Raw genomic sequence first — 11,667 nt, 5'->3', positions numbered from 1 at the left:
GGGAAACCGGGGCCTAGCGCACGCTCGTGTCCCCCTCGGTGGGGGCCGGGCACGACAGAAAAGTTACCCCGGGGATAACAGAGTCGTCGCGGGCGAGAGCCCCCATCGACCCCGCGGTTTGCTACCTCGATGTCGGCTCTTCCCATCCTGGAGGTGCAGCAGCCTCCAAGGGAGTGGGAGCTCCACGGGGCGCCCTGATTTACACTTCAAATAGTAATCACGTATTACCCGCCTATCCCCAATATAGGGATAAGCAATGTGTAGATGGAGATCAGCGCTAAACTATCTAAGCGGGTTAGTTGCGGGCGATGGAAGCCTCTACTATTATGAAAGGAACAAAGAGTACTTTACTTATGTGTACGACAACAATAGAGACTTCCTGGATAAAGTTGGTCAACTAATTCAGAAAACTGTAAAAGTATCGTACACAATAGTCAAGCCCTCAAAAACAAAGAACTATTACAGGCTCCAATTTACCAGCAAAAGGGTATACGAGTACGTTAAGAAACTACTCAAAGAACGTCCTAAAAGACCGACAAAGAACTTTGTTAGAGGATTAATCGATGCAGAAGGAAGCCTTTACATCGATAGAAAGAATCGGATTGTACTCCAAATAGGACTCACGAACCGTGAACTAGCAGAGTCAATCTATAAATGGATGCTAAAACATGGGTATAGAGTAACGTTTACGGCATATGTTGACAAAAGACCCAATAGAAGAAAGATGTACAAGGTCTATGTAAGGGGATGGGCGAATATTGAAAGGTTAATGAATGAATTAAATCCAATGCATCCTAAATTATATCAAAAATTTCTCAGTTTGAAAATGGAAAGGGCGTCCCGAGAGCTCCCGCCTTGAATGGGGCTGCTCGCCCATTAAAGGGGAACGTGAGCTGGGTTCAGACCGTCGTGAGACAGGTCGGTCTCTACCCGCGGGGGGTGTCGGCCGCCTGAGGGGAAGGTGCCCCTAGTACGAGAGGAACGGGGCGCCGCGGCCTCTAGTGTACCGGTTGTCCGGCAGGGCAGGGCCGGGCAGCCACGCCGCAGTGGGGTAACCGCTGAAAGCATCTAAGCGGGAACCCCTCCCCGAAAAGAGGCGGCCATCCGCCCTGTTAGGGGCGGCGAGGGCTCCCGTAGAAGACGGGGTTGATGGGGCGGGGGTGTAAGCCCTGAGGGGGCGTTGGCCCCCGAGGGGTTCAGCCCGCCGCTCCCAATCGCCCGAGGCCGCAGGGGGTGCTCACCCTGGGGCGGGCTGCACGTTGTATAGTGGTTGTAGCCCGTGAGCGGGGTCCTAGTATGGGCCCGGAGCCTTGGTGGGGCCTGGCCTTGCGGGCGGCTGGGTTGGGTGTGTTGGGCGTCTTGGGCTTTGGGTTGTTGGGGGTTGTCCTTGGGGCGGCGCTGTCTTCTTATTTCCATGTATTCTTCTTGTCTTTGGTTTTTGGTGGTGGTTTGTGAGTTTAGCGCCTTCGCTGGATTTGACGCCGTATCTCATGTTGTTTGTTGTGTTGGATCCTGTGGGGATTCTTCCCTATTATCAGGCTGTGGTGTCTAGGGTTCCTGAGAGGGATAGGGATGTTGTGTTGTCGAGGGCTCTGGCTTTTGCTTTTGCTATGCTTGTTGCCTTTGCGTTGATTGGTGATTTGTTGTTTAGGCTTCTGGGCGTTACTATAGCTGATTTTAAGATTGCCGCCGGGGTTATACTCGCTATCTACGCTATCGCGGCTATATTCGAGGTCCATATTGGTAGTCCCAAGGGCGAGCCTGCGCAGCTGGCTATATTTCCCCTGGCTACTCCTCTTCTAGCCGGGCCTGGCTCGATATCGACGGTCATCTACATCAAGTACGTCTACGGGCTAGCGACGGCGCTCGCGGCTACGACCGTTAACATAATCCTGGCATACCCTATACTCGCATCGGCGTCCATACTGCTCAGGGTGTTGGGCCGGCATGGAGCCCTCTTCATAGATAAGTTCATGAGCCTCATACTAGCCGGGTTCGCGGTATCGTTGATCAGGGAGGGAATACAAGTCCTGGCCTCGGGTTGAAGGGGAGAGGCGGTAACTCGCGAGTCCTTAAAAACGCATTCCTACACCCCTGGGGGATCATGCATGTGCCCCAGGTGCCCTGCCTTGACTGGGAGCAGAGTAGTGGAGCTCCTGAAGGAACTCGTGGGGGTTGAGACTGTAAACGACCCCGTGAGGGGGCTGAGGGTTACCCGTAGCGAGGGCTTGAGGATCCAGGAAATCCTAGCGTCGTACGGGGTCGAGACGGACCTCCTGGAGCATAATGGGTACCCGACTCTGCTGGCTGTGAAGGGGGAGGGGCGCCCCGTCACGCTGTTTATGGCCCACTTCGACGTGGTCCCTCCAGGCCCCGGGTGGACTGTTACTTCCCCCTTCAAGCCTGTCGTCGTAGACGGCTACGTCTATGGGAGGGGCGCGGCAGACGATAAATCAAACGTGGCCGCGATAGCGTCTGCGCTACGCGATTATCAGCCGGTCAAGGGCACTATAATCGTGGCGTTCACCGGGGACGAGGAGATAGGAGGGGCAAATGGCGCGGGCATGCTTGCACAGAAGCTAGAAGAGGAGGGATTAAAGCCGGACTACCTAGTCAATGGGGACGGCAGCCTCTCCAGGGTAATAACCCGGAGGAGGAGCGCCTTCACAGCCACCGTCTCCGTAAAAGCGGAACCCGCCGTGGGGAGTGGAAGAACGGGTAGGAGGGAGTTCGAGACGAGGCTAGTACTACGGGACACTATGCACTCTGCATACTTCACGCCCGGGGTAGACATGCACGCACTCGTAGCCGCGTCCCTATGGACACGCGACTCGGGCTTCAAGATCGCCAGAATGGAGGGAGACTGGGTTAAGAGTAACGTACTCCCTAGGCGAGTCCAGCTAGAGTACGTCGAGCCCGGGGTAGGGCGTATAACGTATGATGAGGCATTGACTAGGCTTGTAGACGCGGTGCTACCCATCACGAGGACCCCTATACTGACGGAGAAGTACAGCGATTACGGAGTCTCCATAAATCCGAACCTCTACAAGCCAGGAGACACGCACCGGCTCATAATCGATATAAGGGCCATGACCACCGACACGGCGTCGATCAAAGAGAGCCTCAAAGACACCCTCAAGGAAAATCTACCCGGAGCAAGCCTAGAGGTTAAAGGGGGCTCCGGCTATCTATACACGAGCAGGGACGCTAGGCTAGTCAAGATAGCCTCCGAGGCGAACTCCATCCTTGGACTTGATCCCGAGCCGGTCGAGGCCGGTGGAGCGAGCGACTCCAGATACTTCAGCCCGCGGGGAGTAGAGGCCATAGACTACGGCCCCCTGGGCTACAATATACACGGCCCCGACGAGAGGGTCTCCATAGACCACTTGCTGAAGGCTGTACGATTCTATAGGAGCATAGCCGAGAGGATACACGGATAACCCAGCTAGCATGTAATACCCGGCGCCAGGGAAGGCAATCAATACACCACGTTATAACCCAGGCGTTCCAACGGTATAGGACCGGAGGTACTCCTATAGTGGTGAGGGTCGAGTACACGGAGTTAGGTTCAACGGGCATAAGAATCTCGCGTATAGGCCTAGGAGCCTGGCAGTTCAGCCAGGCCTGGGGCGTGGTGGAATACGAGAGGGCCAAGAGCATCATATCACGGGCGCTAGAGCTTGGTATAAACCTAGTGGACACGGCTATAGTCTACGGCAGGGGGATGAGCGAAGAGTTCATAGGCAGGGCCTTGAGGGACCTAGGCGCTAAAAGAGACGAGGTAGTCATAGCAACCAAGATACCAGGCGAGATGCTATCATATGACGACATATTCAAGGCTACAAGGAGGAGCCTTGAGAGACTTCAGACCAGCTACATAGACGTGATGCAAGTCCACTGGCCCCCATGCTGGCATAACATACCAGTATGCGAATACATGAGAGCCCTCGAACGCCTGCTAAACCTGGGCATGATACGCGCCATGGGATTAAGCAACCACCCCATAGAGCTTGTAGACTCGGCTAGGGCATGCCTAGCACGAGCTGACGTAGAGGTCCTCCAGGTACGATTCAACCCGGTAGAGCTAGAGGCCGAGGACGAGATAATACCGTATGCCGAGGAAAACGATATGACGCTACTAGCATGGAGCCCCCTAGCCAAAGGCGCAATACTAGGCAAATACACGCTTGAAGAAGCGGAGAAACTCGACGACGTCAGGAGAGGCGATCCAATATTCCATCCAGCCAACTACAAACAAATACTCGAAGTCGCCAACATCGTGAAGGAACTCGCCGCAAAGTACGAGAAAACACCGGCACAGGTAGCGTTGAACTGGCTGCTGAGCTATAGCGACGTTGTCGTCCCTATACCAGGCGCAAAGAACCCCAGCCAAGTCGAAGACAACGCGGGAGCCATGGGCTGGAGACTCAAGAGAGATGACTGGTATAGGATCTACGAGGCTGCCAGGAGGATAAAGCTGACACGCGTAACATACTAAGCCCTTGAATCACGCAGGCAACGTAAGATGTCCGAGCCGATATAACCCGACAGCGATACATGTAGCCAGAGGCATGCACTTGAACGGACATGCCGGGGGTGTGGTGAATCGCCTTCGCATAACGGTACCATTAGGGTTAGAAACACCATGGGGAGACGGCTAGAGGTATTCGAGCCCTTCAAGCCGCCGCTTGTCAGGATGTACGTATGTGGTCCGACACCCTACGACTACACACACCTCGGCCACGCCAGGTCCTTTGTGGCCTTCGACGGGATCAAGAGGTATCTACAATTAAGGGGCTACGATGTCTTCCATATACAGAACATCACGGACATCGACGACAAAATAATAAACAAGTCGCGCGAGACCGGGAAAGACTGGAGAGAGATCGCCGACTACTATGCACGAGACTACTTGGAGTCCCTCGAATCGCTGAGGATACGAGTCGACCTACACCCACGTGTAACACAACACATTAAAGAAATAATTGAATTCATTGAAAAACTCCTGGAGAAGGGATACGCCTACGTAACAGAGAGCGGAAGCGTCTACTTCGAGGTCGACAAGTACAAGGATTATGGCAGGCTAAGCGGCAGATTCGCAAAGGATACATGGTCCCAGGAGGAAGAATACGAGAGGGAAAAGAGGAAACCATATGACTTCGCACTATGGAAAGCCGCCAAGCCAGGAGAACCCAGATGGAAGAGCCCATGGGGCGAGGGGAGACCCGGCTGGCACATAGAGTGCAGCGTGATGAGCACAAGATACGCCGGAGGGCAACTAGACATTCACGGCGGGGGAATGGACCTGATATTCCCCCACCACGAAAACGAGAGAGCCCAAAGCGAGGCCTACCTGGGCCGCTCGCCCTGGGTAAAGTACTGGCTACACACAGGGTACCTGACGATAAGCGGAGAGAAAATGAGTAAGAGCCTCGGCAACATCATTACATTAAAAGACGCAATCAAGGAATGGGGAGCCGATACACTAAGACTCTGGCTACTCAGCGGGCACTACAGGACCCAGCTCGAATACAGCGAGCACAGCCTCAACCAGGCTAAACGCCTACTATCAAGGCTAAAGGACATCGGATACAGAGTCCAGAGGAGAATCGAGAAAGAAGACTACACACACCACCTAGGCAGCCACGACATCTCCGTGCTAGCCAAGATACGCGATATAATGATCCGGTGGCACTCGGAGATGAGCAACGACTTCAACCTAGCAGGAGCACTGCGAGAAGTATGGGAGCTAACCAACATCTACTACAGCGAAGTCGATCAGACCGAGAACCCGGCCATAACCTGGAGCTACTACAGGGCCCTCACACAAGTAAACAAGGTATACGCCGTGCTAGACGATATACTGGCTCCGGAGGGCGCAGCTAAGCCCCTGGAAGACTCCATAGGAGAACTCCTCGATCTAATAGTTGAAGTCAGGGGAGAACTACGCCGGAGGAAAATGTATGATCTAGCCGACACGATTAGAGCGAAACTAGCCGAGCTGGGCGTGGAGCTACTAGACTACAGGGACAAAACCGAGTGGAGGCTCAGGCGATGAAATGCCCTCCCCCAGACAGGGATCCTAGATACGCAAGGCAACTCCCCATCATCAACGGGGAGGGCCAGACCAAGCTTTACAAGAGCAGAGTAGCGGTGGTAGGGCTGGGGGGCCTAGGTAGCATTGTATCGCAGTATCTGGCGGCGGCTGGGGTCGGCCACATTAAGATAATAGACTCAGATCTCGTAGACGTGAATAACCTCAACAGGCAACTCCTATACGATACCCCCAGTATAGGACTGCCCAAGGCGCCGCTAGCCGCTAGGAGACTAAAGGCGATAAACCCCTGCATAAAGGTTGAGTGGTTCCAGGAAAAGCTAGACCGGGACAACATAAACGAGGTCATAGGCGATGTAGACTTAATAGTGGACTGCCTCGACAACTGGGAGACCAGGCTCCAGCTAGACGAATACTCTCAGAGGAAGAAGATACCACTACTCCACGCCGCAGTCGAATCATTCTATGGACAAGTCTTCCTCTCAATCCCCGGAGAAACCGCTTGCCTAAAATGCATAGCCCCAGCAAGTACCAGTCAGAGGACGATACCGGTCCTGGGCGCTATAGTCGGGGTCATAGCCAGCATAGAGGCCTCGATCGCTATAAAACACCTGCTAGGACTCGACGATGATAGAGGGACCCTCATAATTGTGGACATGAAGTCCAACAGCATAGATAAGATACCTATAGACCCTGGCTCCTGCCCATGCCAAGCCGGAGAGGCCTAACATATATGCAGGAAGTGATAGAGCTCCGGGATTAAACCATTTAAAATAAAGACGACAAGATTATACAGTAAGAAACCCCACGATATAAACCTCTAGCTACAAACTCTCCGACACGAGGTGGTATACGCGTCTTGCGTAGGAGAGGCCTATCCTCCCAAGCCATAGCCATACTAGTAGTAGTCATCATCCTGCTAGCAGCGGCGATATACCTAACGCAATCCGGAGGAGGCACTAAAACGGAGACAACGACCACGCAGGCAACCGGGACGGAGACAACCACTGCACAGGAGCAATCTACAACGACAGGCAAGAAACAAGTCAAAGTACTGGTCCTGTTCGACGTAGGCGGCAAGGGAGACCTAAGCTTCAACGACATGGCTGTACTGGGAGCCGAGAAGGCCAAGGAAGAGCTAGGAGTCCAAATCGACTACCAAACCCCAGCTAGCGTAGACGCGATGTCAAGCCTCCTCAAAAGCGTGAGCCAGAGCGGAGAATACGACCTCATAATAGGAGTGGGCTTCCTCTGGCTCGATCCAATGGTCCAGGTGGCGCCACAATTCCCCAACCAGAAATACGCTATCATAGACGCTGCCCCCACCGAGACAATACCAAATGTAGCGGCCTATGTATTCCGAGAGCAGGAAGTAGCCAGCCTAGTAGGTGTACTAGCTGCCGACATAGCCAGCAACATAAACTCGACCTGCGCTGGAGCAGTAGCCGGGATGGACATACCACCCCTCTGGAGGTTCCACATCGGATACCTATACGGGATACAATACTACAACCAGCACACTGGAAAGAACATAGACCTGGGATGGGTCTACGTAGGCGACTTCCAGAACCCACAGCTAGGGAAGCAGACGGCGCAACAGATGATAAGCCAGGGATGCAGGGTACTATACGGGCTAGCCGGTCTAACCCACGTCGGAATGTTTGACGCCGTAAAAGAGGCCAACCAGCAGGGAGTGCTAGCTATAGCAATAGGACAGGACGCCAGCCAGGAGTGGTATGACCCCGAACACATAATACTAAGCGGTCTAAAGAGGGTCGACGTAGCAGTCTACAATGCTATCGAAGCCGTGGTTAAAGGCGAGTTCAAAGGAGGAGTGCACAGTCTTGGACTGAAGGAGGGAGCCCTAGGCATAAGCGACCCAGCCATAATAAAGTACTTCGCCAGCATCGCGGCAAAACAGGGTAGGCTCCCGCAAGGCTTAACCCCCGACGACGTAGTCGAGATTGTAATGCAGAAGAGGCAGAAGTATATCGATCAAGGAGCCTGGGACCTAGTGAAGCGACTAGAGGAGGCGATTAAGAAAGGCCAGATAGTATTCAAGTCCCCGGCTACCCACGACGAATACAACCAGGTAATCCAGGCACTCGAAAACGGGGATCTGAGCGCGGCGGTAGCCTCGGGATAGCCTCCGACTCCACACCCCTATTTTTATCCAAGTACTAGATCACTAGAGGGCCGGGACGATTGTCTTGGAGAGCGTCGAGACGCCGATAGTAGAGATGAAAAATATAGTAAAGGTATACCCTGATGGTGTTAAGGCTCTCGATGGCGTCTCGCTAAGACTTTACCGGGGCATGGTGCACGCACTCCTCGGAGAAAACGGAGCCGGTAAGACGACACTCATGAGAATACTCTACGGCGAGATAAAGCCGAGCCGGGGAGAAATCTACGTCGATGGGGAGCCGGTTAGATTCCACACGCCCATAGACGCGATAAGAAAAGGGATAGCAATGATATACCAGCATCCCAGGATGGTCCCCACGCTGACTATAGGCGAAAACATAGACCTTTACTTCGACAGCGCGGGGATACCCCCAGAGGAGAGGCAGGAACGACTCAAGAGGGCCGAGGAGGTAACCGGATTCCACATACCGCTAGATAGCAGGGTAGAAGACTCGCCTATAGGTGTACTACAGAGGGCCGAGATCGTTAGAAGCCTGGCAGCAGGGAGCAGAGTGATGATACTAGACGAGCCCACAACAAACCTAACGCCACTAGAAGTAGAGGGGCTCTTCAAAGCAATCGACAGAATGAAGACGAACGGAGTAGCTATAGTATACATAACCCACAGGCTCCCAGAGATTGAGAGAATCGCCGATATAGTAACTGTACTTAGAAAGGGCAGAGTGGTCGCCAGCGAGGTACCCAGAGAATCCCTTACCCGGGAGGAACTAGCCAGGCTGATGGTAGGAGAGATACCCCAGCCTGCCCGGAGGACCGAGAGGAAAATAGGCAAGCCCATCGTCAAGATCAAATCCTTACGGGCTAGAAAAAGGATCCAGCTAGCGATAGAAGAGCTAGAGGTTAGGGAGGGGGAGATACTGGGGGTTGCAGGTGTAGAAGGCAATGGTCAGGAGGAGCTGGTATACTCCATTCTAGGCGTCATCGAGCCGGAGGCCGGTACCGTCGAGCTGCTGGACAAGAGAGTGCAGGGTCCCTCCGACTTCCTAGCACGTGGAGGCGCATACGTGCCCGGCGACAGAACGAAAGCCCTCGTTTCCTGGTTCAGCATCGCCGAGAACTTAGCCTTCCTGGTATACGCACACGAGGGTCCCTCGTTTATGCCGCCTACCATGCTATCGAGGCTATACGCCGAGATAAGAGACGCATTCAAGATTGTTGCAAAGAGTCCATGGGCTCCCGTAGCGACGCTCAGCGGGGGTAACCAGCAGAAGCTTCTCGTCGGGAGCCAGCTGTACTTGAAGCCCAGGGTTATAGTGGCTGTGAACCCCACGCGGGGACTTGACGTGGCGACTACCAGATACGTTAGGAACCTCCTGGTCGAATACGCGAGCAAGGGAGCCGCGGTGATCCTGGTCAGCAGCGACCTCGACGAGATCCTCGAAGTAAGCGACAGGATAATCGTCCTCTACAAAGGACGCGTCTCCGGAGAACTTGCAAGGGAAGAAGCAACACCCGAGAGACTGGGTGTCTTGATGGGTGGGGGAGGATGAAGCCGGGAGACCTAGCCGGGAGGATAGCCTCAGAGGTGGTACTGGTAACTATAGCCTTGCTAATAGGACTAGCCTCCATAGTGATAGTAGCCACGTACACAGGGGCGCCCGCTACCGGGATGCTGAAGACAATGCTGCTCTCATGGGAGAAGCTACCCGACATGGTCGCCGAGTACACCGCTGTATTGACGTTGACTGCGATGGCGTTCAGTATACCGTTATATGCAGGCCTGTTCAACATAGGCGCCGAGGGGAGCCTCTACATAGGCGCCTTAGCAGCGCTCTGGACCGCAATAGAGACCGGAAACCTCCTATTATCACTTATAGTCGGAGTTCTCACTGGACTCCTATTGACAGGATTCGCAGGGATCCTCAGAGTATACCTTAACGTCAACGAGGTACTGAGCACTATAATGCTGAACTGGATCGTATACTGGACACTACTATACGCGATCATAGTCTACCTGGCAGACCCAGTGTACCCCCAGAGGACGATCCAGGTGCCACCGCAAGCCAGGCTCCCCCACATAGGGGGCATCCCCCTAACGATCCTAGTATCCGCCCTGACCTCTATTCTCATGTTTGTATTCATCCGGATGACCAGACAAGGGATACTCCTCAGATTCTCCGGAGCCAATGAAAACGCATGCAGAGAAAGAGGAGTCAACACGAGGTACTACAGGATACTCTCAATGCTCCTGGCCGGAGGACTAGCAGGCCTCGCGGGCTCAATCCACATACTAGGCTACTCCTACAGCATAGACGTACTCGGAGGCACAGTTAGAGGGTACGGGTTCAACGGCATAGGAGTAGCCTTGATGGGAAGGAACGACCCGCTAGGCATACTTCTCGCCAGCTTCCTATTCTCAACCCTCCTAGCCGGGAGCCAGCTAGTCGAACCACTCTACGGGGTGCCGAAGGAAGCCGCAGATACCGCGATAGGGATAATAGTCATCGCGCTAGCCGCGCCAGAAGCCTTCAGAATAATCTACAGGCGGGTAAAGGGGTGGAAGTAGTGCTAATAGAGGATGCAACTATAACCCTAATCATAAGCCTCTCCGCCATGACCCCCATAGCACTAGTCGCGGTAGGCGAGATCATAGCCGAGAAGAGCGGCGTAGTCAACATAGGCCTAGAGGGAATACTCCTGCTATCAGCATGGATCGGAGCCTATATCGGTATAGAGACTGGCAGCATCGTAGCTGGATACCTAGCGGGCCTGCTGATGGGCGCCGTACTCGGCCTCATACACGGCGTCATAAGCGTGAACCTCAAAGGAGACCAGATAATAGCGGGGGTAGGCCTCAACATGGCGGCAGCCGGGCTAACTGCCATTCTAACAAAAGCCGTTTGGGGGAACTACGGGCAAAGCCCGCCCCTAAACATACGGCCACCAGGATTCATAATCATGGGACAGAGAGTAAGCTATGCGTTCATCCTGGCAGTCGCAGTGGGAGTAACAGCCTGGTATGTCCTTGAGAAGACGAGGCTCGGCTTGAAGATAAAGGCTGTAGGAGACGATCCCAGAAGCGCAGAAGCGCTAGGAATAAGCGTTACCAGAACCAGGCTCGCAGCGACCATTATAGGCGGTGGCTTAGCAGGGCTTGCCGGAGCCTTCCTCAGTGTCGACTACATAGGGAGTTTCGTCAAGCTAATGAGCGCTGGCAGAGGCTTCATAGCACTAGCAGACGTGGCGTTTAGCGGGTGGAACCCGCTCTTCGCCCTCTTAGGCGCCTTCGTCTTCGGATTCAGCGACGCACTGGCCAGATATTATACCATAGTAAGGGGTACCACGGCTGGCGCATACTTAATCAACACCATACCATATATTGTAACGCTCCTAGCAATAACCGCTACGGCAAAGAGAGCAGTAGCCCCTAGAGCACTCGGCAGGCCTTACGCCAAAGAGTAGAGGAT

Annotated in this window: 9 protein-coding genes and 1 rRNA gene; all 10 read left to right on the top strand. The window is 54.0% G+C overall.

The window, feature by feature from the left end:
* Nucleotides 1-1,234, top strand: a 23S ribosomal RNA gene (locus F7C38_01060); the annotation flags it as partial.
* Between the two features lie 217 nt (nt 1,235-1,451).
* Nucleotides 1,452-2,045, top strand: coding sequence for a MarC family protein (locus F7C38_01055; GenBank protein ID MCE4600142.1), 594 nt, complete (start codon nt 1,452-1,454; stop codon nt 2,043-2,045).
* An 84-nt stretch (nt 2,046-2,129) separates the two neighbouring features.
* The gene (locus F7C38_01050; GenBank protein ID MCE4600141.1) at nt 2,130-3,440 is read left to right on the top strand and encodes a M20/M25/M40 family metallo-hydrolase; all 1,311 of its coding nucleotides are present in this window, start codon (nt 2,130-2,132) and stop codon (nt 3,438-3,440) included.
* A gap of 98 nt (nt 3,441-3,538) precedes the next feature.
* Nucleotides 3,539-4,498, top strand: coding sequence for an aldo/keto reductase (locus tag F7C38_01045; protein MCE4600140.1), 960 nt, complete (start codon nt 3,539-3,541; stop codon nt 4,496-4,498).
* Nucleotides 4,499-4,645: 147 nt separating this feature from the next.
* Nucleotides 4,646-6,058, top strand: coding sequence for a cysteine--tRNA ligase (gene cysS / locus F7C38_01040; GenBank protein ID MCE4600139.1), 1,413 nt, complete (start codon nt 4,646-4,648; stop codon nt 6,056-6,058).
* Nucleotides 6,055-6,783 carry a HesA/MoeB/ThiF family protein gene (locus F7C38_01035; GenBank protein ID MCE4600138.1) on the top strand — a complete coding sequence of 243 codons (729 nt, stop codon included), beginning with the start codon at nt 6,055-6,057 and terminating at the stop codon, nt 6,781-6,783. The genes cysS and F7C38_01035 overlap by 4 nt, the downstream gene beginning before the upstream one ends.
* 131 nt (nt 6,784-6,914) lie before the next feature.
* Nucleotides 6,915-8,201: a BMP family ABC transporter substrate-binding protein gene (locus F7C38_01030; protein ID MCE4600137.1), complete on the top strand. Its 1,287-nt coding sequence runs from the start codon at nt 6,915-6,917 to the stop codon at nt 8,199-8,201.
* Nucleotides 8,202-8,265: 64 nt separating this feature from the next.
* Nucleotides 8,266-9,750 (top strand): ABC transporter ATP-binding protein, encoded by a 1,485-nt coding sequence (locus F7C38_01025; protein MCE4600136.1) that lies wholly within the window; start codon nt 8,266-8,268, stop codon nt 9,748-9,750.
* Nucleotides 9,747-10,766 carry an ABC transporter permease gene (locus F7C38_01020; GenBank protein ID MCE4600135.1) on the top strand — a complete coding sequence of 340 codons (1,020 nt, stop codon included), beginning with the start codon at nt 9,747-9,749 and terminating at the stop codon, nt 10,764-10,766. The genes F7C38_01025 and F7C38_01020 overlap by 4 nt, the downstream gene beginning before the upstream one ends.
* Nucleotides 10,766-11,662 (top strand): ABC transporter permease, encoded by an 897-nt coding sequence (locus F7C38_01015; GenBank protein MCE4600134.1) that lies wholly within the window; start codon nt 10,766-10,768, stop codon nt 11,660-11,662. Before F7C38_01020 ends, F7C38_01015 begins: the two co-directional genes overlap by 1 nt.
* Nucleotides 11,663-11,667: the final 5 nt, after the last annotated feature.

Origin of the sequence: Candidatus Thermodiscus eudorianus, from assembly GCA_015521085.1 — an archaeon.
Taxonomy (GTDB): domain Archaea; phylum Thermoproteota; class Thermoprotei_A; order Sulfolobales; family Acidilobaceae; genus Thermodiscus; species Thermodiscus eudorianus.
The sequence above is the reverse complement of the archived record's forward strand: the minus strand, read 5'-3'. Positions and strand labels throughout refer to the sequence as shown.

Bases quoted from the DNA above. Each gene is read 5' to 3' on its own strand.
- F7C38_01035 (MCE4600138.1), top strand. From the start codon at position 6,055: ATGAAATGCCCTCCCCCAGACAGGGATCCTAGATACGCAAGGCAACTC.
- cysS (MCE4600139.1), top strand. From the start codon at position 4,646: ATGGGGAGACGGCTAGAGGTATTCGAGCCCTTCAAGCCGCCGCTTGTC.
- F7C38_01020 (MCE4600135.1), top strand. From the start codon at position 9,747: ATGAAGCCGGGAGACCTAGCCGGGAGGATAGCCTCAGAGGTGGTACTG.